General features: G+C 54.1%; 25 protein-coding genes. 17 read left to right on the forward strand and 8 right to left on the reverse strand.

The window, feature by feature from the left end; genetic code table 11:
• Positions 1-25 precede the first annotated feature (25 nt).
• The 4 genes from HALA3H3_RS23865 to HALA3H3_RS23880 all read right to left on the reverse strand — a co-directional run bounded on the left by HALA3H3_RS23865 (position 26) and on the right by HALA3H3_RS23880 (position 3,699).
• Positions 26-1,315 (reverse strand): TRAP transporter large permease, encoded by a 1,290-nt coding sequence (locus tag HALA3H3_RS23865; protein WP_022524051.1) that lies wholly within the window; start codon positions 1,313-1,315, stop codon positions 26-28.
• On the reverse strand, positions 1,312-1,806 hold the full coding sequence (locus HALA3H3_RS23870; protein ID WP_022524052.1) for a TRAP transporter small permease: 495 nt from the start codon (positions 1,804-1,806) through the stop codon (positions 1,312-1,314). Before HALA3H3_RS23870 ends, HALA3H3_RS23865 begins: the two co-directional genes overlap by 4 nt.
• Before the next feature lie 95 nt (positions 1,807-1,901).
• Positions 1,902-2,861 (reverse strand): C4-dicarboxylate TRAP transporter substrate-binding protein, encoded by a 960-nt coding sequence (locus HALA3H3_RS23875; RefSeq protein WP_022524053.1) that lies wholly within the window; start codon positions 2,859-2,861, stop codon positions 1,902-1,904.
• A 106-nt stretch (positions 2,862-2,967) separates the two neighbouring features.
• Positions 2,968-3,699, reverse strand: coding sequence for a GntR family transcriptional regulator (locus HALA3H3_RS23880; RefSeq protein ID WP_022524054.1), 732 nt, complete (start codon positions 3,697-3,699; stop codon positions 2,968-2,970).
• 355 nt (positions 3,700-4,054) lie between these two features.
• On the opposite strand from HALA3H3_RS23880, the gene HALA3H3_RS23885 reads away from it, so the two are divergent.
• From HALA3H3_RS23885 to HALA3H3_RS23920, 8 genes are all read left to right on the forward strand, one after another.
• Complete coding sequence (locus HALA3H3_RS23885) at positions 4,055-5,608, forward strand: sensor domain-containing diguanylate cyclase (RefSeq protein WP_022524055.1); 1,554 nt, start codon at positions 4,055-4,057, stop codon at positions 5,606-5,608.
• A 40-nt stretch (positions 5,609-5,648) separates the two neighbouring features.
• On the forward strand, positions 5,649-6,314 hold the full coding sequence (locus tag HALA3H3_RS23890; RefSeq protein WP_022524056.1) for an ABC transporter ATP-binding protein: 666 nt from the start codon (positions 5,649-5,651) through the stop codon (positions 6,312-6,314).
• Entirely contained in the window at positions 6,311-8,812 is a 2,502-nt protein-coding gene (locus HALA3H3_RS23895; RefSeq protein WP_022524057.1) for an FtsX-like permease family protein, read from the forward strand. Before HALA3H3_RS23890 ends, HALA3H3_RS23895 begins: the two co-directional genes overlap by 4 nt.
• Positions 8,809-9,981, forward strand: coding sequence for a lipocalin-like domain-containing protein (locus HALA3H3_RS23900; RefSeq protein WP_022524058.1), 1,173 nt, complete (start codon positions 8,809-8,811; stop codon positions 9,979-9,981). The genes HALA3H3_RS23895 and HALA3H3_RS23900 overlap by 4 nt, the downstream gene beginning before the upstream one ends.
• A 115-nt stretch (positions 9,982-10,096) precedes the next feature.
• Entirely contained in the window at positions 10,097-11,017 is a 921-nt protein-coding gene (locus HALA3H3_RS23905; protein ID WP_022524059.1) for a beta-keto acid cleavage family enzyme, read from the forward strand.
• Complete coding sequence (locus tag HALA3H3_RS23910; RefSeq protein WP_022524060.1) at positions 11,014-11,967, forward strand: L-carnitine dehydrogenase; 954 nt, start codon at positions 11,014-11,016, stop codon at positions 11,965-11,967. Before HALA3H3_RS23905 ends, HALA3H3_RS23910 begins: the two co-directional genes overlap by 4 nt.
• Positions 11,967-12,422: a thioesterase family protein gene (locus HALA3H3_RS23915; protein ID WP_022524061.1), complete on the forward strand. Its 456-nt coding sequence runs from the start codon at positions 11,967-11,969 to the stop codon at positions 12,420-12,422. The genes HALA3H3_RS23910 and HALA3H3_RS23915 overlap by 1 nt, the downstream gene beginning before the upstream one ends.
• A gap of 14 nt (positions 12,423-12,436) precedes the next feature.
• Complete coding sequence (locus HALA3H3_RS23920; protein WP_022524062.1) at positions 12,437-13,255, forward strand: alpha/beta hydrolase fold domain-containing protein; 819 nt, start codon at positions 12,437-12,439, stop codon at positions 13,253-13,255.
• Positions 13,256-13,324: 69 nt separating this feature from the next.
• Here the strand turns inward: HALA3H3_RS23920 and HALA3H3_RS23925 are convergent, their stop codons facing one another.
• From HALA3H3_RS23925 to HALA3H3_RS23935, 3 genes are all read right to left on the reverse strand, one after another.
• The gene (locus tag HALA3H3_RS23925; protein ID WP_022524063.1) at positions 13,325-14,308 is read right to left on the reverse strand and encodes an ABC transporter substrate-binding protein; all 984 of its coding nucleotides are present in this window, start codon (positions 14,306-14,308) and stop codon (positions 13,325-13,327) included.
• Between the two features lie 97 nt (positions 14,309-14,405).
• Positions 14,406-15,395: a GlxA family transcriptional regulator gene (locus HALA3H3_RS23930; RefSeq protein WP_052475578.1), complete on the reverse strand. Its 990-nt coding sequence runs from the start codon at positions 15,393-15,395 to the stop codon at positions 14,406-14,408.
• Positions 15,396-15,429: 34 nt separating this feature from the next.
• Positions 15,430-16,665, reverse strand: coding sequence for a GAK system CofD-like protein (locus HALA3H3_RS23935; protein ID WP_022524065.1), 1,236 nt, complete (start codon positions 16,663-16,665; stop codon positions 15,430-15,432).
• Between the two features lie 258 nt (positions 16,666-16,923).
• Between HALA3H3_RS23935 and HALA3H3_RS23940 the strand changes: the two genes are divergently transcribed.
• The 7 genes from HALA3H3_RS23940 to HALA3H3_RS23970 all read left to right on the forward strand — a co-directional run bounded on the left by HALA3H3_RS23940 (position 16,924) and on the right by HALA3H3_RS23970 (position 23,176).
• Positions 16,924-18,384, forward strand: coding sequence for an aminoglycoside phosphotransferase family protein (locus HALA3H3_RS23940; protein ID WP_053857087.1), 1,461 nt, complete (start codon positions 16,924-16,926; stop codon positions 18,382-18,384).
• Positions 18,377-19,303, forward strand: a complete 927-nt coding sequence (locus HALA3H3_RS23945) for a GAK system ATP-grasp enzyme (protein WP_022524067.1) — start codon at positions 18,377-18,379, stop codon at positions 19,301-19,303. The genes HALA3H3_RS23940 and HALA3H3_RS23945 overlap by 8 nt, the downstream gene beginning before the upstream one ends.
• Positions 19,300-20,409 (forward strand): HprK-related kinase B, encoded by a 1,110-nt coding sequence (locus tag HALA3H3_RS23950; RefSeq protein ID WP_022524068.1) that lies wholly within the window; start codon positions 19,300-19,302, stop codon positions 20,407-20,409. The genes HALA3H3_RS23945 and HALA3H3_RS23950 overlap by 4 nt, the downstream gene beginning before the upstream one ends.
• Positions 20,409-21,101: a histidine phosphatase family protein gene (locus HALA3H3_RS23955; protein WP_022524069.1), complete on the forward strand. Its 693-nt coding sequence runs from the start codon at positions 20,409-20,411 to the stop codon at positions 21,099-21,101. The genes HALA3H3_RS23950 and HALA3H3_RS23955 overlap by 1 nt, the downstream gene beginning before the upstream one ends.
• Positions 21,102-21,128: 27 nt before the next feature.
• Positions 21,129-22,463, forward strand: coding sequence for a metallophosphoesterase (locus HALA3H3_RS23960; protein WP_022524070.1), 1,335 nt, complete (start codon positions 21,129-21,131; stop codon positions 22,461-22,463).
• A complete protein-coding gene (locus HALA3H3_RS23965) occupies positions 22,460-22,741 on the forward strand; it encodes an amphi-Trp domain-containing protein (RefSeq protein ID WP_022524071.1) in 282 nt (93 codons plus the stop codon). Before HALA3H3_RS23960 ends, HALA3H3_RS23965 begins: the two co-directional genes overlap by 4 nt.
• A 117-nt stretch (positions 22,742-22,858) precedes the next feature.
• On the forward strand, positions 22,859-23,176 hold the full coding sequence (locus HALA3H3_RS23970; RefSeq protein ID WP_022524072.1) for a hypothetical protein: 318 nt from the start codon (positions 22,859-22,861) through the stop codon (positions 23,174-23,176).
• A 46-nt stretch (positions 23,177-23,222) separates the two neighbouring features.
• Here the strand turns inward: HALA3H3_RS23970 and HALA3H3_RS23975 are convergent, their stop codons facing one another.
• Positions 23,223-23,477, reverse strand: coding sequence for a putative hemolysin (locus HALA3H3_RS23975; RefSeq protein ID WP_022524073.1), 255 nt, complete (start codon positions 23,475-23,477; stop codon positions 23,223-23,225).
• Between the two features lie 258 nt (positions 23,478-23,735).
• On the opposite strand from HALA3H3_RS23975, the gene HALA3H3_RS23980 reads away from it, so the two are divergent.
• Positions 23,736-24,224 carry a pyridoxamine 5'-phosphate oxidase family protein gene (locus HALA3H3_RS23980; protein WP_022524074.1) on the forward strand — a complete coding sequence of 163 codons (489 nt, stop codon included), beginning with the start codon at positions 23,736-23,738 and terminating at the stop codon, positions 24,222-24,224.
• Positions 24,205-24,780, forward strand: coding sequence for a CAP domain-containing protein (locus tag HALA3H3_RS23985; protein WP_022524075.1), 576 nt, complete (start codon positions 24,205-24,207; stop codon positions 24,778-24,780). Before HALA3H3_RS23980 ends, HALA3H3_RS23985 begins: the two co-directional genes overlap by 20 nt.

Genomic DNA, 24,780 nt, shown 5'->3' on the forward strand with positions numbered 1-24,780 from the left:
CATTATGAGAGTGTCATAGGCAGATTTAGCCCAGCAATAAATTAGGCAAAAACAGCACTACATTGGGGAAGAAGAGAATGCCCAGCACAACCACAAATACAGCAAAGGCAAAAGGCAGTAACTCACGGCTATACTCATAAAAAGAGCATCGTAATATTCCGCACACGGTATACATTGAAATACCCACAGGAGGTGTCATGCCACCGAACGTAACCAGCGTCATCATTAACAGCCCAAAATGAACAGGATCAACACCTGCGGCTTTAATAACGGGCACCAAGATGGGGGTTAACAACATGACAACAACCGTGGCTTCTAACAACATACCTAGAAAAACAAGTATTACGGAAACTGCCAGCAACAGTGTTATATGACTAGAGAATACGCCAAGTGTTAGCTCTGCTATTGTTTGCGGCACCCTTTCAAAAGAGACGACATAACCAATAATGCCTGAGAACATAATAATCAGCATTATCATGCCAATATCTCTTACGCTGGCACGCATGGCATTAAGTATCTCTTTAATACCCATTTCTCGGTGTATTACGCAGCCCACCAACAAGGCATAAGCAACCGCAAAAGCACCTGCTTCGGAGGGGGTAAAAAGTCCATAGCGAATACCCACCAAGAGCCATACGGGGAAGAGAATTGCCCAGATACTGCCACGTAGGGCCTTAAGCACTTCACGGCCGGTGGGCAACCGCTCCCTTACTGGCTGATAGCCCCGTCGTTTAGCCATGATGTAAGTGGTCAGCATCAGCGCCACCATTAGCAAGAAGCCCGGCACGAGGCCTGCGATAAATAGCCGCCCTATCGAAACTTCGCCAAGATAGCCGTAAAGGATCAAACCGATACTCGGTGGAATGGTCGCAGTAATCAGCCCCCCAATAGAGAGCACCGCCCCAGTAAACCCCGCTGAATAGCCTCCCTTAATCATGCTTTTTCCCAGCACCCTGGATTGCATTGCGGCATCCGCCACGGCAGAACCGGAAACCCCGCCCATTAAGGTGCTCAACACGATACTTGCCTGGGCTAAACCACCGCTCATCCATCCTGCTAATAGAGTAGAAAGGTGAACCAAACGGGGGGTAATACCGCTGGCGTTCATTAAATGGCCGATGAAAATAAACAACGGCACAGCTAATAGTGGAAATGATTGCGTCGAAGATACAATGCGCTGGACGGCAATGCTTGTCGGTAAAAATGTTTCTGGCAATAAGAAATAGGAGAAACCCGCAATTCCAATAGCAAAGGCAACGGGCATACCTATCGCCATGAGAAGCAGACCAAATCCTAATAACAGAGCTGCCGTCATAGCGCCTCCTCCACAATGTCATCATCGTCAACAACCAAACTCCCGATGACGCCCTTAGCGAACAAGCGGCGTACCAGTGAAAGCATCATTAACAATGCCCCGACAGGAAGTGCCAGAGTGATATACCCATAACTAAGTCCTGCCACTCCCATGGGACGCTGCCAGTTTGAAGCTGCTAGAACGAAGCCATACCAGATTAAAAGAGCTAGAAAGAGCATCATCATCCCAACACATAGGCTGGTAATCATGAGCTGTAACTTAAGAGGTAAACGAATGACAAGGGCATCAATTCGCACCTGGCCTCCCTGGCGCAGAGTAATATCAGCCCCTAATACAGCAGTCCAAATAAACAAAAATTGTGCAAGCTCAGCGCCCCCTGCAAAAGGATTCCCTATTGCCCTAGCCGTTGAGCTAACTAACATGGTGAGAGAGGTACCACCGAGTAGCATAATAGCCAGCCACTCCTCACCTTTATCGTACCAATGCCACATACAGCATTCCTCGCCCTATACGGGCATCCGGACAGTTAAGTAATAGCAAAGAGGAAAAAAGAGAAGCCCTTGCCCTAATGGGCAAAGGCTGAGACTCACTCTGAAGAAAGCAATTGATCACGATACTGGTTGTAACCTAGCTCTTCATAAACGCTGCCCATTCGATCTCTGAATACGCCCATATCCACTTGAGAAAACGTAACACCCTCCGCTACCATCCGCGCGCGCACTGAGGCTTGAGCCGCTGAGGTTGCTTGACTAGCGGCTTCACCAGCTTTTAGCAGTTCTTCATCAAGAATAGAGCGCAGCTCATCAGGTAATGCTTGATACCACTGTTCAGAAGTCGCAATACCGGTCATCAAATGAATATGGTTTGTTAGTGCCACATGAGTAATAACTTCATGCAGATTTTGGCCTTCAGCGGCGGTTAGTTGTGCTTCAGCCCCGTCGATCGACCCTAGCTGTAGCGCTGAGTAAACTTCTGACCAAGGCAGCGGTGTTGGAGTAGCGCCCATCGCTTCGACGGTTTTCACCCATACTGGTGAGTTGATAGTCCGTACACGCACACCACTCAAATCATCAGGTGTCTTCACTTCATTTTGAGTCAGCATCTGCCGTGACCCTTGAAACCAGTTATAATTGAGTAATCGTAAACCACTGGTTTCTGCCATACTTTCGACCCAATCAAGGTAAAGCGGAGATGTTGTGATTTGGTCATAGTCACGATAGTCTTCAACTAAATAAGGGGCACTTAAGATACCCAACTCAGGTTGATACTCCGATAAACGCCCCGCATCGACTAAGATCGCGATATTGGCACCACTACGAATTTGTTCGATCACGTCTTCGTCAGAACCAAGCTGGCTGTTTGGGAAAATCTGAATGGTCAGCTCTCCCTCTGAGCGCTCATCAATCGCCTCTTTAGCGCTCTCCATCGCCTGAGCAATGGGATCCTGAGGACTCAACGCAATTGAGACATTAAGCTGGTAAGCAGCGTGAGCCGAATGGCTTGCGACAACCAATGCAACAGCAGGCAGTAATTTTGTGAGTTTCATGTAGGGCTCCTAAAGACATCTATTTATTGTTGATAATTCACCAGCCAGTTCTGGCTGGATCTACTTCATGCAACTTGTGCAGCGTTGTTGTACTCATTAGTGGGTTTTATATAGTTAGCGCATGAACATTCATGCTCACACCTTCAAACAGCTCCGGAAAGCGATGCTCTAATTCAGGCAGAGAGTGGAGTATTTCACATTGATGAATACTCATTGCCTGAACTGCCGCTTCAGTATCTCCAGCAGATATCGCATCCACGATGGCCTGATGCTGATCGGCCAATTTCGGAATAGGCGTAGAATCAGGAATACTCAAATACCGTACTCTGTCTAATTGTGCTTTGACGTCTTCAATCACATTCCACGCCATGGTTTGTCCCGTAGCCAATGCCAAGGTGCGATGAAACATTTCATCAAGAAAGAAGAAGCGGTCATGGTCTTGTCGCTCGATGCAGCTACGCTGTCGATCAATAAGCTCGTTAAGCTCCATTAGCACGCCAGACTGAAGGGGTTGCTTGGTGGCTTCGCGTACGATTGACACCTCAAGCGACTCACGAATAAATCGTGCCTCTAGCACCGCTTGGCGCGAAATGCGTACAACATAGGTTCCCCTTTGAGGGCGAACTTCCACCAAGCCTGACTCTGAGAGCCTTATGAAAGCTTCCCGCACTGGCTGACGGCTCACCGAAAAAGTGTCGGCAAGCTCCTTTTCCGATAGCGCCTGCCCCGGCGCCAGTACCATCTGAATAATCGACTGCCTCAGCACATGAAATAGCCGTTGGCGAACCGATTCCCCTTCGTGGGTTCCCTGCCAGAGCGTTTGTAATGTCGTGTGCATTGCACCTGATCCTAATTAGAGAAGCCTGAGACGATTAGTGTCAGAAGCTGATATGACTAGTATGGTAGTTGAATTGAGATAAAAAAAGGCTCATCGCCATACCCTTTAGTCGCATGTCGCGCCGGACATCTAATAGCCAACTTCTTAGCTGGTTCTGAGAAATATCTTACATAACCTCTCGGTTTAGCGTATTTTTTGAACTTTGAGCTGTAATAAAATCGGCATTCAAACGCGAGTATTTAGCAGACGAATCACCTAAAATGGTTTGAGACAAACGACTGAATACTGCCCAATACGGCAATTGCCATGGATGGCTCACGGCTGCTGCAAGCTAAATACGCGTAAGGAGAGAATAATGCAGGCCATCCAGGCAAAGGATAATTCGAAAGACCTGGTCTTAACGACAGAATTACCGTTATTTTTGATAGCTGATCTACTCAAGTGCCCAAACTTACCTACCCTCCCTGCTGTCGCCGTTAACGTTTTAAAAGTGGCGCGTACTGAGCATCCGTCGGTAAACGACTACGCCAATGCTATCGAGCGTGATCCTGCCTTGAGCATGCGTATCATTGCCCTTGCCAATAGCGCTTTTTTCTCACGTAGTCATATAAAGGTACATGCGTGCCAAGAAGCAACGGCACGTTTGGGGTTAGACACCACGCTGGCAGCGGTAATGAGCTTCAGCCTGCTTCAAAACAGAGGTATTGACGCCCATTACCAGCGGGTATGGATGCGCTCTATCATCGCCTCGTTAGCTGCACGACACCTTGCCATACAGCTTTGCCCGGACATGGCGGGGCCCGTTTTCACTGCCGCCTTACTACAAGACATTGGCATCATGGCTTTAAGGGCAACATACCCTAAAGAGAGCCATGAGTTGTATGCTGAAGCCGCACTCTCTCATCGACAGTTATCCGAGTCGGAACAGCGCCTTTTTGGCTGCGATCACTCTCAAGTAGGTGCTTGGCTTGCCGCCAAGTGGGGTGTTCCAACACCGCTCGCTCAGCGTATCTGCGATAGTCACGATGAGTACGACATTACCGCCGCCGATAGGCTTTGCATTCAATTGTCTGGGCCCATCGCCGACGCCTGGCTCTCTTCACATCCTGCGCAGTCGCTCGTCGCCGTAATACGAGAGTTTGAAACCTACCAGGGTGCCCATGCGATCTCATTACGGCTTTTGTTAGAGAATATTCAGGAACAGTTGCCAGCGCTGGCGGACATGCTGCAAATGACGGCCCCCCCTTTGCAGGATAACGAATCGTTGCTTGCCGAGGCCCAACAGCTGTTGTTTCAACAGACGTTACAGCTCAAAGCGCGCTTTGAAACGCAACAAGTAGAGCTCGCCTCCCTGCGTCAACGACAAGAAGAGTTAGAAGAGCGTTCACGAACCGATATGCTCACCGGTCTTGCCAACCGATCCTGGCTTGAAGAGCAGATGCATAAGCGCTTTGTCTTGTGCCAGGAACAGTCTCGCATCATGTCAGTGGTATTTATTGACCTTGACCACTTTAAGAAGCTCAACGATCAATACGGCCACCAAATGGGCGACAACGTGCTGCAAAAATTCGGCAAAACGCTGCAGTCGCTTATTCGTGAAGGCGATCTTGCGGGGCGCTGGGGAGGCGAAGAGTTCCTGGTCATTTTGCCAGATGAAGATGCCCAGGCAGCTCAAGTATTCGCCAAACGTATTGCCCAGCGTTTAGAAAAAACGCCCATGGCTCACAACGACCCGCACCCTATCTATGTCTCCGTTTCGATTGGCATTGCCTGCCTGAACGACGGCGGATTTGGCGATGCGGGCGAGCTTATTGATGCCGCGGATAAAAGTATGTATTTCATTAAACGCACGGGCAGGGGTGGAATAGCAGTATATGGGGAGCGCGGTGCACCAGGGGCTCCAAACTAGCATCAACTAGCCTCTACCTTAATGGACAACAAAGGCAGCCATGCTGGAATTTCATCAGGTACATAAAACCTACACGACGCCACAAGGGCCGCTGAACGTGCTCAACGATGTCTCCCTTCGTCTCGCGGCAGGAGAAAGTCTGGCGCTAATGGGAGAATCTGGGAGCGGCAAATCCACCCTACTGCATCTTGCCGCCGGTTTAGATCTTCCCGACCAAGGAACAATTAGCTTCGAAAACCAGAATGTCGCGTCTCTACCTGAGCCCACGCGCGCCAAGCTACGCCGCGAGCAACTGGGTTTAGTCTTCCAGCAATTCCACTTGGTGCCCAGCTTAACGGTCATCGACAATCTGCGCTTACAGGCGCGCTTAGCCAATCGCGACGATGCCGACTGGACAGACCACTTAATTGAGCGGCTTGGGCTGAGTGGCATGGAAACACGTTACCCGGAGCAGCTCTCTGGCGGGCAGCAGCAGCGCTTAGCTATTGGTCGTGCTCTGGCGCCGCGCCCACCTCTGCTGCTTGCCGATGAACCCACGGGCAATTTGGATGAAACCACCGCAGGCGAAGTGCTTGAACTGCTATTGAGCCTGGTTCGCGAAACTCAGTGCGCCCTGCTCATTGTCACCCACAGCCCTCAAGTGGCGGCTCCGCTTGATCGCTGCCTACGCCTAAGCCACGGTCATCTACTAGAAGCGGCTCTATGACCCGAGTGCTATCCACGCTACTTAGCCACTACCGGCGCCACCCCAGCCAACTGATTATGCTGCTGCTCGGCCTATGGGTGGCTAGTGCCCTATGGAGTGGCATCCAGGCGATCAACGCCACCGCTCGCGACAGCTACGCCCGCGCCGATGCGCTGTTTGACACCCAGCTGGATCAGCTTGAGCGGCGCGATGGCATGCCATTCAGTCGTGCCGAGTATCACGCCCTGCATCAAGCAGGCTTGCCCGTATCGCCCATGCTAGAGGGTGAAGTCGTTACCCAAGATGGCACCCGGCTAACTCTGATCGGCATTGACCCACTGACCCTTTCCAACGATAACGCGCTGGCTCAAGCCAACATCTCCGCGTCGTTAAGTGACTTTCTAACGCCCCCGTGGCAAACACGCGTAGCGCCTGACGCTTTGGAAGCCCTAGGGATAACGCGCGAGAATGCATCGGCTGCCACCCCGACCTTGGCAGATGGCAAAACACTCCCGCCGCTCGTTTTAGCGCCAGCACTACCCCCAGACACGCTGATCATGGATATTGCCGCCGCAGCGCGGTTGCTTGAAAGCGGCGACCAGCTTACGCGCATCGTGGCCGCCCCGGGGGCACTCACTGAAGCGCCCCCAGGATTAACGCTCACCCGCGCCACCACGCTTGCCTCCCCTGGTCAACTGACCGAAAGCTTTCACCTGAACCTTACCGCACTGGGGCTACTTGCCTGGGTCGTGGGGCTATTCATCGTTCAAGCAGCGCTAGGCCTAGCGTTGGAGCAACGCCTGGGCATGCTGCGCACCCTGCGAGTGCTGGGTGTATCAGGGCGCAGTTTAGTGCTAGCGCTCAGCTTAGAGCTGCTCCTGCTCGGCCTAATCGGAGCACTTGCCGGTATTGCCAGCGGCGTATGGCTGGCACGTTTGTTACTGCCCGATGTCGCGGCAACCCTGGGCTCACTTTATGGCGCAGGCATCGGGCAAGAGCTCAACCTGCCCTGGCATTACTGGGTCGGTGGGCTGGCGGTTAGCCTTGGCGGACTACTGCTGGCAGGCAGCGGCGTGCTATGGCGCGCGGCCCGCTTAAACATGTTGGAGTTAGGTCAGATGCAGGCCTGGCGTAGCGGTTACCGCCGCCAATTATCGCTAATGAGCATCGGCGGCGCTTTCGCGATGGGCGTTGCGCTAGCATTGTATGTTTGGCTTCGCTTTCAGCCCCCTGGCGATGGATTAGTGACAGGCTTTACGCTGGTAGCGGCGTTACTTCTGGCTAGCGCCCTGTGGCTGCCGCCCTTTTTAGCACTGCTACTAAAAGCGCTGACGTACCTCGCCCGGCGGCGCCCACTTATTCACTGGGCACTGGCGGATATGCAGCTTCAGCTACCTAGGCTGTCACTGGCCATGATGGCACTACTTATCGCCCTGGCGACCAATCTGGGGGTCGGTAGCATGGTCGGCGGCTTTCGCCTGACGTTTTTAGACTGGCTCGATCAGCGCTTGGTCGCCCCACTCTACTTGAATGCCCCCGCCGAGCAATATGCGGATATTGATGCTTGGCTGGCTGATCGCCCGGAGGTCTTCGAGCGCCTGCTCACACGGCGTAGCGATGCAACACTACAGGCCGCTACAACGCCGGAAGGCAGCCGCTCGATAGGCACGCCTATCGAGCTTTACGGCATTACCCCTGGCGAATCACTCACTCCGCACTGGCCGCTGCTGGCAACCCAACAAGACCGCTCATCCGCCTGGGTAGCCTTTAGTGATGGCGCGATTTTTATTAACGAGCAACTTGCCACTGCAGAGAACCTCTCCCCCGGTGATCGCCTGACGCTGAACGCGCCTGGCGCCAATGAAACGCTGACCATCGCCGCTATTTATCCCGACTACGGCAACCCCAGCGGGCAGGTGCTAATGGCATCGCCCCAGCTAGCCGCGCGTTTTGATGCGCCGCCTAGCTCCATAGGGTTAGTGCTGAGTGACGATGCCAATGTTGATGCCCTGCGTACTGCCCTGCTCGAACGCTTTGACCTCGGTAGCGATGCGCTGAGCGATCAACGCGAGATCAAGCGTATTGCCACCGAGATTTTTGAGCGTACCTTTACCATTACCCGCGCGCTCAATGCATTAACCCTAGCGGTAGCGGCACTAGCGCTGCTCGCCAGCCTGCTGACCCAGGCACGCAGCCGACGCCAACAGTTAGCGCCGCTATGGGCGCTGGGCGTTCCCCGAGCACAGCTGGCACAATTAAATCTGGCACAACTGAGCGGTGCCGCATTAGCCACCGGCCTGCTGGCCATTCCACTGGGTATCGCGATTACCTGGGGATTAGTGGCGATTATTAATGTGGCCGCCTTCGGCTGGCGACTACCGCTCTATCTATTTCCTGGGGAAATGGCCGTTACTCTGGCCACCGCCGTTGGTGTGGCACTCCTGGCAGCAGCCCTGCCCACGCTGCGTTTCTGGCGCGCCTCACCGCGGGCCTTACTAGCAGAAGAGGCCAATCAATGAGCTTAAGGCTTCGACTAACCTTGCGTCTTCTACTGATAGCCACTGTGGCGCTGACACTTTTCGGCTGTAGCGAAGAGAATCAAACCGAAACCAACAGCACAGGCTTTGCCGGTTTAGAACAAGACGCCGATGGTTTTAGGCATGCCGAGCCTAATCAGCCGCTCAGTTTTCCACAAGAGCACGCCGCCCACCCGGACTACCGCATTGAATGGTGGTATATCACCGCCAACCTTGAAGATACCGCAGGAGAGCCCGTCGGCCTGCAGTGGACGCTATTTCGCCAGGCGCTGATGCCACCCAGCGAACGCCCCGCGCCTACTCCTTGGGCAGCCGATCAACTGTGGATGGCCCATATGGCGATCTCCCAGGGCAAGCAACACCAGGTGGCCGAACGTTTCGGGCGCAGCCATTCACAGGCCTCATTGAACACTCCCCAGGACAGCCAAGCAGGCGTAATGATTAGCCCCTTTCATGCCTGGCTGGATGACTGGCAGCTTAAAGCTAACGAAGAAGCCGATAGCAGCGATTTTAATCACCTTACACTAACCGCCTACAGCGGCGAGGGTGCATCGCGTTTTGGCTACCGTTTAGAACTGACTGCAGAGGGGCCGCTGGTGCTTCACGGCGAAGAGGGTTTTAGCCAGAAAGCCGCCAATGGCCAGGGCTCCATGTACTACAGCCAGCCCTTCTGGCAAATAAACGGCGAAGTCACCATTAACGGCGAGACAAAAACCGTTAGCGGGCGCGGCTGGCTGGATCATGAGTGGAGCAGCCAACTGCTTGATGCCCGCCAATCAGGCTGGGACTGGTTCTCGATTCACCTTAATGACGGCCACAAGTTGATGGCGTTTCAACTACGTGGCGGCTCCGCCCAAAACGCCGACTACCGCTCCGGCACCTGGATTACTCCCCAAGGCGACTCCACGCCCTTAGCAACCAATGACATTACGCTGACGCCGCTGGCAACGTCGGCTGTCGCCGGTCGCAATGTGCCCACCCAATGGCGGCTGGAAATACCGTCAGTAGGGATCGACATCAACATCGAAGCGCCCCACGCCAACCGCTGGATGACCACCAGCGTGCCCTATTGGGAAGGTGAAGTGGTGGTCAACGACCGCGCCAGCGTCGAACCGCTTGGCGAGGGTTATTTGGAAATGACCGGGTATTAATTAGCCGAGATCAAAAATCGCATCTTATGTATAGCGAATGTCGCTTTATGACAACTAATGTCTGCACACGGCGACACACTAGTAAGCGAATAAACCGCTGACTAGAGAGCACGCCATGAACCGCAATGTCATTCTCACCTGTGCCGTGACGGGCGCGGGAGATACCACCGCAAAAAACCCCAATGTGCCTGTTACACCCAAGGCCATTGCAGCTTCCTGCATTGAAGCGGCGCATGCCGGGGCCAGCATCGCGCATATCCATGTTCGCGACCCGGAGACCGGCGGCATCAGCCACTCTACTGAGCAGTTCCGCGAAGTGATGGAGCGCGTACGCGAGGCCGATGTGGATATTGTGATGAACATCACCGCTGGTGGCGGCGGCGACTGGATACCCGATGCCACCGACCCAACGCGCGGCGGCCCAGGCACCGATATCCAAACACCCGCCGAGCGTCACGCCCCGGTCGGCGAACTGCTCCCCGAGCTGTGTACGCTGGACTGCGGCAGCCTCAATTTTGGCGATATGGTCTACGTAAACCCCGCAGACTGGCTGCGTGAACACGCCCGCCTAGTTCAGGCCGCAGGCGTTAAGCCTGAGCTGGAGTGCTTTGATCTGGGCCACGTCTGGTTTGCCCGCCAGCTTCAGCAAGAGGGCTTGATCGATGGCGACCCGCTCTATCAGCTCTGTCTGGGTATTCCCTGGGGTGCTGAAGCGGACACAGAAACGATGCTGGCCATGCGCAACAAATTACCTGCCAACGCTAACTGGGCCGCCTTCGGCATTGGTCGACATCAAATGCCCATGGTCGCCCAGGCGGTGCTGCTGGGTGGCCACGCTAGGGTTGGGTTGGAAGATAACCTGTTTTTAGAGAAAGGCGTGTTGGCCAACAACGGCCAACTGGTCGAGAAAGCGTCGACCATTATTGAAAACCTCGGCGCCCGAGTAATGACGCCTGCAGAAACCCGCGTTCATCTCAAACTACGCGACCCGATGACCGGACGTATCATGGGTAACGCAGTCGGAGGTGATGTATGAGCCGCTTAGCCGTGATTGGTACCGGCGTGATTGGCAACGGTTGGATTGCCCGCGCCCTCGCCCAAGGATGGGACGTCGTCGCCTTCGACCCAGATCCCCAGGCGCCAGCGCGTACCCAATCGTTTATCGACAATGCCTGGCCCTCGTTAACCCAGCTCGGTTTAGCACCCGATGCTAGCCCTGAGCGGTTAACCTTTGCGGATACGATTGAAAAAGCCGTGGATGGTGCGGACCTGATTCAGGAAAACGTGCCCGAGCGCCGACCGCTAAAACAAGAGATTTTAGCCGCGATTGACGCTGCTGCCTCACCGAACGTCATTATTGGCTCGTCTACCTCCGGCTTTAAACCCACCGACCTGCAGCAGCAGTGCCAACAAGCGCCTGGGCGCGTGATCGTCGCTCACCCCTTCAACCCGGTGTATTTACTGCCATTGGTAGAGCTTGTTGGGGGTGAGTCAACCCAGCCCACACAGACCGCCAGCGCCCAGAGGCTGTATCAGGCGCTCGCCATGCGCCCACTGGTGGTTCGCCGAGAAATCGAGGGCCACATTGCCGACCGCTTAATGGAGGCGCTGTGGCGGGAAGCCCTGCATCTGGTTAACGATGGCGTGGCGACCACCGAGGAGATCGATGCCGCCGTGGTTTACGGCTGTGGACTCCGCTGGCCGTTGATGGGCACGTTCTTAACCTTCCACCTAGCGGGCGGCGAGCCAGGCATGCGCCATATGCTGGAGCAATTTGGCCCAGCGCTAAAACTGCCCTGGACCAAGCTGGAGGCCCCGGAACTCACCGATGAACTGATTGATAAAGTCGTCGAGGGGTGTGAGCATCAAGCGGCAGGACGTTCAGTGGCTACGCTCGACCGGCGCCGGGATGACTTTTTAGTCGAGCTGCTCGAGGTGGTGCAAAAATATTGGCCGGAAGCCGAAGGCTTACAGGGGCGCATTTAATGATTATTTATAAAACCCACGTCGCTCCCGAGTGGGTCGACTACAACGGGCATATGAACGACGCGGAGTACGCCCGCGTCTTCTCTCTGGCCTGCGAGGCGCTTATCGACACCATTGGGTTGGATGAAGCGGGCCGAGAACACTATGGCTACACGATCTATACCTTGGAAACGCACCTCTGCTACCGCCGCGAGGCCCACCAAGGCCAAGCCCTGAACGTCAGCCTGACACTACTGGATAGCGACACAAAGCGCCTGCACGTCTTTTTCACCCTGTTCGATGAAGAAGATAACCTGATAGCCACCAGCGAGCAGATGTTGATGGGCATGAAACAAGCCTCTGGGCATCCAAGCCCGTTTCCAGAAGCGGTCGCAAATCGCGTGACAGAACTACCCCAAGCTCATAAAGACGCTTGGCCCGAGCTTGCTGGCCGCACCATTGGTATGCGGCGCTAAGGGTTACAGTAGCGATGATCGTGGACGACTTTATTCAGCGCTTTAACGCCGGGCTGGCAAAGATAAAGGAGCTACAATTACCTCAAGCGCGGCGCGCCTACGTTGAGCTTTGCCAAACGTTCGCCCCACCCGACCCGGCTGGAATGCGGGTCGAAAATAGCGCTTTGGGTGGTGTTCGCGTGCGTCGTTTTATTCCCCAGCAGCGAACGCCCGGCTGCGTGCTGTTTATCCATGGCGGCGGTTTTACCATCGGCTCAACAGAGAGCCACCATGGCCCCGCCGCCAGCTTGGCCCAGATGCTTGAGCGTGAAGTGGTAAGCGTTAACTATCGGCTGGCACCAGAGGTAGATTACCCCACCATGCTGGCAGACTGCCGTACGGTGTTAGAAGCGATTTATCCTGTTGCGCTGGTGGGTGACAGCGCGGGCGGGCGATTAGCCATTGACCTTGCCCATCAGCAGAATGAAGCGCCACCGCTAGGATTGATCTACCCAACCGTTGGCGCGCTTTCCCTTGAATGCTTGGGAGAAGATGCGCCGCTACTTTCACGGGATGATGTACTCGACATTCGTCAACAGTGTCCTGACATCATTGCTACTCAGCGTGATCGCCGCCCTCCTGCCGCAAGCATTGAAATGCTGACCGTGGAGAGGGATCCACTGACACTCCCCATCGAAGCCGCAATAGCCAATTGGCGCGAGGAAGGTGCCTCGGTAGGCTATCGCTGCGCCCCGAACATGGTTCATGCCGCCCTTCACGCTCATGCGCTGCTACCCGGTATGAGTGCGGCTTGGCAGGACTTTTGCCAAAAACTAAAACAGCGCCTTAATTAATAAGGCGCTGTTTGGCATTATCGCTGCTTAGGCTTTACGAATCGTGTGATTAAGAGCCGAGCTTTACTATTAAGAACCGTATTGGGCCCGAACTTGCTCGATGGCGGATTCCCCATCGCGGGTTTCAACACCCTCCAGCCACTCGGCAACGGTATCCAGGTTGTTGCCGATCCACTCATTAGCCACTTCATCCGCCGGGCGCTCTTCGTAGCTGTACTCGTGCACCCAGTCATTCTGATCTTCGATATCGATCACGTACTGCGACAGAAAGCGGTGAACCTCAGGCGCTTCTTCCGCCAGGCTGGCAGGGGTAATTGTCCATACCGTGCTTTCAATAGAAGCCACGCCCGCATCATCGCTATCGGCTAAATAGGCCAGATCGAAGCTCACGTTCATCCAGTGAGGCTCCCAGCCGACAAAGGTCACCCACTCTTCATCGGCCATTTTTTGCTCAGCCTGGGCCAGCATGGCCGAAGTGGAGCTTTCACGGAGCTGCCAATCGCCCAGCCCCGCAAGATCATTATCGATGGCATTGAGAATCGCATCGTTAATACCGGTGCCTGCTTCAATCCCCTGAATTTCACCATCGAAGCGGTCGTGATGCTCTGCCAGCTCAGCCACCGTGGTGACGCCTGCATCGTAAACATACTGGGGAACCACTAGCCCGGAATTGGCGCCGCGGATATTGGAAACCACTTTTTCGACTTTACCGTCGGCCACCAGGGGCTCGACCATATCAGTCTGAACGGGATACCAGCCGCCTAGATAAATTTCCAAGTCGTTCCGCGTTAAGCCTTCGAGGATAACGCTCACGGCTAAATCTTGCTGTCGGGTCTCGTACCCCATGGTCTCAAGTAGCTGGGCCGCCACTTCAGACTTTACCGTCACCCCAGGCCACGGCGGCACCCCAAAGCGCAGTTCATCAAGCTCTGCCATAGCGGGTGTGGCAGCAAACGCAGCGAGTAAAAAGCTCGCTGTCAACGACAGCGTCTTAGTAGTGGTAGGGCTGGTAGTGGCAGAGCTAGTGGTGGCGAAGCTAGTTGTGACCGACATTTGGCTAAACCTCTTTATTAGTTGGGTTTAGCTAGTATGCGCGGCTACTCCCCTATCACTAGACACTAAGCGACGCTTATCAGGCATTAAGCGACACTCATTGCGCTTTAAAGGTCTTCTCCGCTATGGCAGAACGCACCTGCCGAGGCGAGTAGCCGTAATGCGCACGAAACGTACGCGCAAAGCTCGACGACGAACTAAACCCACAGGCCACGCCCACTTCTAATACCGCTAAGTCAGTCTCGGCCAGCAGCCGCCGGGCGCGCTTCACACGCAGCTGCAAATACCATTGACGCGGGGTCACGTTTAGCTCCTGCTCAAACAGACGCTGCAACTGGCGCACCGATACCTCTACTTGGCTGGCTATCTCGTCAAGGGGGAGCGGTTCTTCCAGGTTCTGCTCCATCAGCGCAACCGCCTCCACAACGCGCCGGTTATGCGTACCTAAGCGCTTCACCAACGCCATGCGCTGCTGATCGCTGCGGGTGCGAATTCGGTCATGGATCAGTTGCTCGGAGACATCGATAGCCAACTTTGCGCCATGCCGCCGGGCAATCACTTCCAGCGCCATATCCATCGCCGCTGCCCCACCCGCACAGGAGAAGCGCCGCTCGCCCAACTCGTAAAGCTCATCGGTAGTGTCAATACCCGGAAAACGCTCACGAAACGCGGGCAGACTCTCCCAGTGCAGTGCCACCCGCTCGTGCTTTAACAACCCTGTAGCGGCGAGTAGAAACGCTCCGGTATCAATACCACCCAAACAGCAGCCCGCCTGATCCAACTGATGAAGCCAGGCCATTAACGGCCGGGTAAGATGCGCCTCGGGAGTAAAGCCGCTGCATACCGCAAGCGAGGGCAAATGGTGAACATCCGCCGTTGCGTGATCCACCATCAAGGTCATACCGTTCGACGCCGTCACCGGCCCGCCATCAGCGCTAATCAACGTCCAGTCGAACAGCGGTCGATGGGCAATGCGGTTGGCAATTCGCAGCGGCTCCACCGCCGCAAAGAAAGCCATCATCGAATACTGCGGCAATAGCAAAAACCCCACCATTTCAGGCAGCGGGCCCTGGTAACTAAGACGCATAGCAATGCCCAAGGTCATTTAGAGTATGTCGGTGTCAGGTCAACCCAAGCAGCGCTTCAGCCAGCTTAACGTCATCATAACGTTGGGTATCAGCATTCTCCGGCGCAAGATCTAGATCAATAATTTGAATACCCATTTCATCGCGTAGCGTCTCAATCTGATCAGCCGAAACACTCAGAAGCTGCGAATCAAACAGTAAAAAATCGATTGAAGACCGCTTAGACGATAAGGGTTCGAGTGTGCCAGACAAATGCTCATTGAGCACTTGAACCTGATCCACCAACGTCATGCCAAGCGTTTCAAGATCAGTTCCCAGGCTTGGCACATACACCTTGGGTGACGGGTTTTTAGCCAATGCCTTATCAACCCCCTTTGGCAGCAGGTTGGCAATGACACTGCTATAAAAACTGCCCGGCGGGAAAACCAACAGCTCTGCCGAATCAATGAGCTTACGGGTCTCTTTACACACCTTGGAGGCATCCAAGGTATCGATATCGTCCGCCTCGCCTGATAATTTTATCGCTCTGATGGGCGAATCGATTTGAGCCGTCTCTTTGCCGGTAAAGCAGTGTTGACCAATAATCGTTCGACCGTTCTCTAACAATACCTCCAATTGAAGGTTGGCATCCGTCGTTGTCCGAACGGTGCCGCGGGTCTTGATCAGTTGACCAAAGAGAAAGGCGATCGGATCCAGAGAGCGGTCATGAATCAGATAGCCGCCGGTCAAGATGAGGTTCCCGACACTGGCACCAGCGAGGCTAAAATCCTTGGGCATATGTTTGTAGAATGCGGCGATATAGCTCTGGATCAGTGACCGCATGGGCTCAGCAATTGCCTTGAGCAGCGGGTGCTTAGCACTGACAAGAGCCTGCAGGCTTTGCTCAAGTGCTGCCTTTGCCGCCGCGTCTTCCAACCCCTGTGCTACTAGCCGATGTGAAAAAAGCGCAGCCACCTCAGGGTGCCCGGTGACTGAATCATCAGCAAGAGCAAGCAGGCGTGCCCTTAGGTCGCCCACCGCAGGCATCGCGAAGGCCCGGCGTAACTCTGCCGAGCTGCCTCCTGAATCAAAAGGGGTAACCAGATGAATGGAATTATGGGTATAGTCCGTCAACACCTCAGAAAAATGTCTCAGTGCCGTACCGCCACTAAAGAAGAGTATTTTCGGCCCTAGCTCGGGGGCTTTTCGGTATCTGGCCAGACGCAGATCCCGCCCCTTGCCAATCTCACGGGGCAGACACATTCGGGTACCGATAAAACGTCTTTTTTTCATACAACTCTTTGAACTGTAAGAAACATGTAACGTAAAAGATGGCACTGTTACTTATACTGTTGACTCTCAGAAGCAGTAACCACCTAAGCGCACGTTATCTTGGTGAGGCAGCGTATCAATACGTCGATTTTGGAGCATTTCTATTTTCTACGATTCGAAGTTGAAAATCACTTCGAGTTAGTTGAAGTTTATGTGACTCAGCCAAGTGAATCCGTTTCTCGGCGCCTGATCAATCGCACAGGCTATAGGAACACGCTGGTGGAGAAAGTTGAGCTCGCCGTCGCCATGGATGTGCAGCGACGCAAAGTCGATGGGCAGGGTTTTCAACAATCCAAATCCCTTGAGCGCTTAGCCCGACTACTTGACCAGTTAGGCCAATCCTGCCTTGAATTCACCGCCATCAAGGCCCTAAAGCAGCTTCCCGATAAATCGCGAAAAGAGTACGCCAAGCTCATTCGACTGGTGGGTAAATCATTGAAGCTGGTGATCATTAATATCGATGATGCAAACACTCGCCAAGGCCTGAAAATTGGACGCCGAATTCCCAAAATAACCGCCCGCTTAACCACTGATTTTGAGCAGGACGCTTCAGGCATGCGTAACAGCGCCGTGGTGGATTTTCAGCTTAACCGCATGATTCATCTGCTTTCAGAGCTTGCCGACGCCCTACTCGCCGCCAACTTCGGCCCTGCCGTACGCTTGCAAAATTACAAGCAACTGAAAAATGCCGCCCACGCGATGACCGCCCAGAATGACGACTTTACCGTCGAGCGGCTGGCGCTTACCCGCAGCGGCAGCACCATTGCCACACTGAGAGCCGAGCACGCCCCCTCTGGCAAGATGATGGCAGTCTACAAAGAGGGTGAAAGCCAGAAAGTCATTGAAGAACTTTACGGGGTAGATCAATGGAAACGGGTCTATCCGAAGGTGGCTCCAACGGTTCTCTCGCACCATGTCGAGCAGGGGGATGAGCTGGGTTCAATGGTGATCGAACACCTTCCCGGCCGAACGCTTGAGTCACTACTGTTAAACGACCAGTGGAAATCCGCCAAGCAACTTGCCCACACACTCCAACGGACGTTGAGAAAGATCTGGAAGACATCACGTACTAACGAGCCGGCTCAACCCGAGTATATGCAGCAGTTGCGTAAACGCATGCCCGAAACCCGCCACACGCACCCGACACTGTTTCATACACACCAAACCATTTGCGGACTGCCCCGCCCCAGTTTTGATGAGTTGATCGATCGCGTAGAGTCCCTAGAGCGTCAGCTTAGGGCGCCATTTTCCGTGCTGATCCACGGCGACTTCAACGTCGACAACCTCATCTATGACGAACTCAAAAATCGCATCTACTTTATCGACCTGCACCGCGCCTCCTATTCTGATTATGTTCAGGATTTATCCGTTCTGATGGCGTCAATTTATCGGCTGCCCATTATGGATGCGGCCCCTAGAGCCGAACTAATGGGATTGATCAGACAGCTCTATCAGTTTGCGCGCCGGTTCGCCAAAGAGAATAACGATGTAAGCTTTGATGCGCGGCTAGCCATCGCGCTGGGGCGCTCCTTTGCCACCTCTACGCGCTTTATCTACGACAAACGTTTTGCCAACCGACTCGCCCTTAGAGCGAGCTACCTGCTAGAGGCCATAACACTTCTAACCCCTGAGAAAATAGAGAAGTACAGGCTTCCCCTAGAGGATATTTTTAGTGATTAATAAGCGAATTGCGGTCATTGGGATACCTGGCAAATGGTCAACCGAGGTCTTGGCGAATCATTTGGAACAGCGCACCGGCTACCGCTGCGTTATCGATATGGCTGACGTAGTGCTGGAACTTGAAACCGGCGAGTTACGTTATCGGGACACCCTGCTCAACGCGCTTGACGGCGTGATCATCAAAAAAATAAGCGAAACCTACTCCCCAGCCGCCGACGACCGACTGCGCATGCTTAGCAGCCTTGAGGAGGATGGGGTGCGCTGTTTTAGCAGCCCAAACCAGGTAAGCCGCTTGATTAATCGTCTTGAGGGCACCGCCGCCCTGGCATCAGGCGGCGTCCCACTGCCCGCGACACGAGTAACCGAGAGCACTGATGCGGCGCTGGAGGCGATCCAGGCGTTCGGAAAGGCGATCTTAAAACCGCTCTACTCGACCAAAGCCCGCGGCATGGTGGTGTTAAAAGCGGCAGATGGTGTTAAAGCCAATACTCAAATACTGAATAAATTTAAGGCTAAGCATGGCCTTTTTTACCTTCAGAAATTCGTCAACCTGGGCGGTCAAGATCTAGGCATGGTATTTCTAGGCGGCAAGTACCTGTGCACCTATGCCCGTGTCGGCGATGACAAGTCGTGGAATACAACGATTCACAGCGGGGGCAAATATCGAACCTTTGATGCAAGCTCTGAGCTGATTGAGCTTGGCCTAAAAGCCCAGTCATGCTTCGATCTAAGCTTTACCACTGTAGACATTGCATTGACCGATGAAGGGCCCGTGGTCTTTGAGGTCTCGGCCTTTGGCGGATTTAGCGGCGCGAAAAAAGGCTGTGGTATCGATGCCGCTGAGAAGCTGTGTGATTATGTGCTTAGCCAGCTTGAGGCCGAGACAGCAGAGACAGAGACAGCAGAGGCAGGTGAATGATCAACCTTTTTGATAATCAACAAATCAATCAGGCAAAGGCCGCCTGCACCTATGCGTTACCGCTGACGTTCAATGGTTTAACAATTCGCGTGCTGGCCGACCACCCAGCCATTCTTGACCATCTTGAGGTTTACTATGCTGGTTTAACGGCGTCTGGTTTGCTCCCGAAAGAAGTCCATACCCTTGACCAGCCAGAGCTACCGGTATGGCTGTTGGATCAGCAAGCGGATACCAGCGGCCGCGAGTGGACAGCGGTAACACGGGCCAAAACCAGCGCTCTGGGGCTGAAAGAGGCCTACGTGGATACGCCTCAAGGGCGCTGGATTCATAAAGTACGCACGGGGATGGTGCTGTTCCAATCGTTAACGGCGCCAGCTGCGATTGGCGAGTTAAACAAGCACTCATCGCAAGTCATCAACTTTATTAACAACCAGTTCCTCAATCATCATCAACGCGATGGTTACCTGCTCGGCCACGCCTCGGCCTTTGATATCGATGGCAACGTCACGGCCATTGCCGCCAGCTCCGGTGGTGGTAAATCGACGCTAATGCTGAAAGCGCTGGAAATCACAACGGCGCGCTTTCTCTCCAATGACCGGATTCTGTTTAAGCCCGAAAACGACCAGGTAAGCGTTATCGGTGTCGCCAAGCATCCTCGCGTTAACCCAGGCACGCTGATCAACTCCCCGCGTTTGAGCGACATACTGCCCACTGACGAGCGCGACCGATTTACCGGCATGCCCAAAAGCCAGCTATGGGATATTGAGCAGAAGTACGATGTGTTGATTCCTAACGCCTATGGCGAGGGTAAAACCGCTCTCTCCGGCACGCTCAAGCACCTGATACTGCTGGACTGGGCATTAGACGCTACCGCCCCTACAGCCCTGAGTAGCGTGGATATCACCCAAACACCTGAGGCGCTTGAGGGCTTACGCAAAAGCCCAGGGCCATTTTTTCAGCACGCGGATGGCCACTTTCCCACCGAGCAAGCCCAATCTGCCAAGATCTATGCCGAACATCTAGCGAGCGTTGAAGTGCTGCGCCTCACCGGTGCCATCGATTTTGAGCGTGCCATTGCGCTGCTCCAAGCCAAAGGCATTCTCTGATGGTGGCACTGGCGCTGATTCGGCACGGTGAATATTCTCAACTGGCGGATACACCCAGCGCCCTGCAGCCCTACCCACTCACGGAAAAGGGTGCGGAGGACGTTCGAGAGCAGGCGCGTCGATTCGGCGCGTGGCTAGCCACTTCAGGCTATCAGCTCAATGCGGAGATACACTGCTCGACACTGCTAAGAGCCTGGCAAACAGCCGAAATCTTCCGCGAAGAGCTAACGCCGCTGTTTGCGGAGCCGCCCCGCTTGCGCAGCTTTTCGGCCCTTTGTGAACGCAGCGTTGGGGCGCTGGCCAATCTGAGCATTCAGGAAATAGAACGGATCGTTGCTCTCGACCCACGCCTTGAGCCTTTACCTAAGGGCTGGAAATCAGCCAGCGATTTCAGACTGCCCTTCGACGGCGCGGAATCCCTGTTGGAAGCAGGCGAACGGGTCTCTGCACATTTACAAGCACTTTTAGATATACCGCCGCGACTTGAGGGGGCTAAACGACTACAGCTGGTAGTGGGCCACGGCGCCTCTATTCGCCACGCGGGCTATCATTTAAATGTCATACCCTTCAGCGATATTAAACGGTTAAGTATGTTTCATGGTCATCCGGTCGTTTTCGAGCGGCATAACCAAGGCTGGCACCGACTGTACGGAAACTGGAAACAGCGCCAGCCAGCAGACCCACTCGATTAAACGATAGCGATGAATAAGATGGCTTCTATGACCGCGTTCAATGTTATTCCAAAGGTAAGCAAACAACCGTATCACAACGCCATCTTGACGCGCCTTCCGACAGAGTGGGCGCCCTGGCCCGATGATGCTACTTCGGTCAATCACGATGAGGCGCTAAGCACCTTTGTTAAGCGCTCGCGAAAAAAGGGCTTCGCCTGGCCCAAAAAGCCAGTGGCATTCATCTCAGACCCCCATGCGGACGCCGAGGCATTTGAAGCCTCGCTAATTGCTGCAGGCGTCATCGAACGCGAAGGCTCCCACCTATGTGAATATGCACTGACGAAATTCGGTAAAAAAGCCGAAATCGTGGTGGGCGGAGACTGCCTGGACAAAGGCCCCAGCAATCTGATGATGCTGCGCAGCCTGGCCCATTTATACCGCCTCAAAGCAGATATCACTCTGCTGGCCGGTAACCATGATCTCCGCTTGCTGATGGGGCTGCTATCGTTGGAACGCGACACTGACGCCGGTAGCCAACATCTCTTTGTGCGCATGGGCAAGAAGGTCATACCGCTGTTTAAAGAGGTATTCGATCAATACCTGGCCGATACCCAGTGGGACAAAGGATTACCGTCCGAGCAGGCGTGCCGACAGGCGCTGTTTCCAGGCAACGACTGGTTCGAAAACTTCCCCTTCTATGCCGCCGGGTTTCTCACCCCCGAGGGTATAGAGCGTGAAATCAGCAAGATGACCACCAAGGCGCAGAGCTTCGAGGCGCACTGTGCAAAAAACGGCCTGTCGCTCACCCAAGTCTACGCCGCCGCGATGAAGTGTCGTTCGCTATTTCTTAACAAATCGGGGGAATTTAGCTGGTTTTTCCGCCGCATGCAGTTGGTTAAAAAGCGCGGTTCCTTTCTGTTTCTGCATGCCGGCCTCGATGATCATATGGCCGAACTGCTGGCCAAATACGGCGTAAAACATGCCAACCGCGCTTTCAAAAAAAACCTAATGCACCAAAACCTGTTCAGTTTTTATTATGGCTCTTTGGCCAATACCTTTAGAACCAAATACCGTAAAGCCGATCTTCCCCTTACGCCGCGCGGCGCCTACGTTGCCCGGCGGGCAGGCATTCAGGTGCTGGTTCACGGCCATATCAACCAACACTTTGGCCAGCGGGTCACGCTCAAAAACGGGCTTATCCATATCGAAGCCGATATCACCCTGGACGCTCACTCGCGTAAAAATGAGGGGCTCGATGGCTACGGTGTAGGGGTAACGTTAATCGACAAAAACCGTGGGGTGATCGGCCTTAGCTGCGATTACCCTCAGGCAAAAGTGTTCAAGCCCGGCCGCAAAGGAAAACTGGTGGAGCCCGCTAAATGAAGTCAAAAACGAAATTCAGTCACGATTCCCTGCTGGATCGTCAGTCAACCCAAGAGTTACTGATTACCCTGGCCAATGCAATCAATAAAGGCGAATTAGCCTTTCAGGAAAGTGAAGGAGAGCTGGTACTTTCCCCCCAGCAGTTACTGCAAGTCTCCCTGCGCGCCAGTGATGAAGGCGATAAACAGGAGGTGGAAGTAAAAATTAAATGGCGCACCAAAGAGAAAGAGCTTTCCGATACGCCTCCCAAAATTAAAACAAAAGCGGGTAAACGTTAAGAGCTGCCTCCCCGAGCCCTACCCACATGAATGTGGGTGTATGATGCCCATGTTCGTGCCAGAGCCCTTTAGGCTCACGAAAGAAAGCTATGGGAGAAAGACTATGGGAGCGTGGAAATGGACGTCACACATTTAGAGCACGTCGTTATCGCTTTGATCATTCAGCTCTCACTATTGCCCTTTGTTTCTGCTCGCGTGGCGGGTGTTATCCCGGTGGCAATACTGCTTGGCCGCGAGATCGCTCAGCACGAATACAGGCTAGGCATCCAACGAGGTTGGGAATGGGGCGAAACGCTACCGGTCGGTATGTTTGAGGGCGTCTGGCGTGGGTGGACGTTAGACTCAGTGCTTGATGTTCTGCTGCCAGCACTGGCGTGCGGGCTGCTAGCGCTTATGATTGGCTTTAAAAAAAGGCATACAGCCAAAAACAGCTAGGCCCTTGGCACCCAGTGGCTGGCCTGGGTGGCATCAAAGGTGCCAGCTAGTCATTATCGAGATGCTCGGTACGGTATAACTTCCACTCATTTTCAACCCGGCCATCAGGCAAGCGGCAATAGCGGCCAGTGCCTAGGCTGCTTTCGCGAATTTCATTCTCCCCACCGACACTTCTGCAGTATTCAGCCGCGTATTGGGTCATCTGGTTTTGAGAATTGGGGTCACCACCGCCCGTGGCACAGCCGCCGAGCATTAGTAGCACTGTCATTGGGCCGTAGCGGTATATAGATCCTGTAAGCATTGGAACCTCCCTCCCTGAGCATACAGTTCAGCGTCACTTTGATTCTGGTGAGTAACCGCGGACACATCAAGCAGGATGTTACTGGGCAAGAGATATGATGATTCCATAGAGCGTTTGCTGATATGGAAAATGGTAGCTAGGCTATAGCTAGTCATCTTCGATGTACAAGCATTGTCCATGGCTATTTTCAGTATTGAATTCATAAGGCCAGTATCTATTTTATAAGGCCAGGATCGTATTCATAAGGAGAGTGACGCTATGTCCAGCCCGGAACATAAGCAGAAGATCTGGAAGATGATCAAAGATATCAAAGTCGGCATGCTGGTGACGTTGGATCACGACACCCCGCGCGCCCGGCCAATGCACTTGGTGCAAGATGAGTACGACGGCACCCTGTGGTTCTTCACCCGCCGCAGTGCCGAAAAGGTATTTGAAACCAAAAGCGACCACGATGTGTGCCTGAGCTTTTCCGACCAGGAAGATGGCGTCTACGTTTCGCTATCGGGTAAAGCCAACCTGACAGATAACCGCGAACTGATCGAAAAATACTGGAACCCCTTCATCGCTGCTTGGTTCCCGGAAGGTAAAGATGACCCAGACGTCGCCCTGCTAGAAATTAAAGTGCAGATGGGGGAGCACTGGAAAGCCAAAGAGAGCAAAACATTCCAGCTCTACGAAATCGCCAAAGCCAACCTCAAAAAGGACGCCACGCCGAACCTTGGCGAGAATGAAAAGTTCGGTGGGTAACTTCCTTCCCAAGCGCCCCGCTGCCGGGGCGCTTTACGGCCTGACCGTTATCATGCTGCTCATGGGTTCATCCAGCTCATGGGCCACTGATCAGTCCCAGAGTGATAATGCTCCCCCACAGGGCGAATGCGAACTCAACGATCAGCAGCAGGCAATGCTGTCTCAAATCAACGAGGCGCGTAGCCAAGCGCGACAATGCGGTGACCAGCAGTTTGAGGCCGTAGGGCCGTTAGCATGGAGTTGCAAGCTGGAAGCAGCGGCCAAAAGCCACTCCCAGGACATGGCCGAGAATGACTACTTTAGCCATACCGGCCCGGAAGGCGCAGGTATTGAGCAGCGTGTGGGTAACCAGGATTACGTGTGGCAAGCCGTGGGTGAAAATATCGCCGCTGGCCACACCTCCGTTTCAGCCGTGGTGGAAGGCTGGCTAGACAGCCCCGGCCACTGCCGCAACATCATGAATGACGCCTTTACCGAGATGGGCATGGCAAAAGCCGAGGATTCGGAGGCGCGCTACTCAACCTACTGGACACAAACGCTAGGCAACCCACGCTAA

It is taken from the genome of Halomonas sp. A3H3 (assembly GCF_000982975.1).
Lineage (GTDB): Bacteria > Pseudomonadota > Gammaproteobacteria > Pseudomonadales > Halomonadaceae > Vreelandella > Vreelandella titanicae.